Origin of the sequence: Acetobacter malorum (assembly GCF_002153605.1) — a bacterium.
In the GTDB taxonomy this organism is placed as follows: domain Bacteria; phylum Pseudomonadota; class Alphaproteobacteria; order Acetobacterales; family Acetobacteraceae; genus Acetobacter; species Acetobacter malorum_A.
Genome location: NZ_JOPG01000072.1, coordinates 1 through 289, shown reverse-complemented (window position 1 = coordinate 289; position 289 = coordinate 1). Strand labels below are relative to the sequence as shown.

1 protein-coding gene is annotated in these 289 nt (G+C 55.7%); it reads right to left on the bottom strand.

Going from position 1 to position 289, the window contains the following annotated elements; translation table 11 throughout:
- On the bottom strand, positions 1–289 hold a 289-nt coding region (locus tag HK23_RS13940; protein WP_373270335.1), incomplete at both ends, for an aminoacyl--tRNA ligase-related protein.

Here is a 289-nt window from a genome sequence, read left to right as displayed (position 1 = left end):
TCCCGCAGCACGAACTCCAGTTTCGGGCCGTAGAAGGCGCCTTCGCCGGGATTGTGGGTGTATGTCAGCCCGGCAGCTTCGACACCATGGCGCAGCGCAGCTTCTGACCGATCCCATATTTCATCCGATCCCACCCGTTTTTCCGGACGGTCGGAAAACTTGATACGGACGTCCTCGAAACCGAAATCCCGATAAATCGAGAGTACCAGATCACAAATCGTCTGCGTCTCACTTTCCATCTGTTCGGGCGTGCAGAAAATATGGGCGTCATCCTGCGTAAAGGCACGCA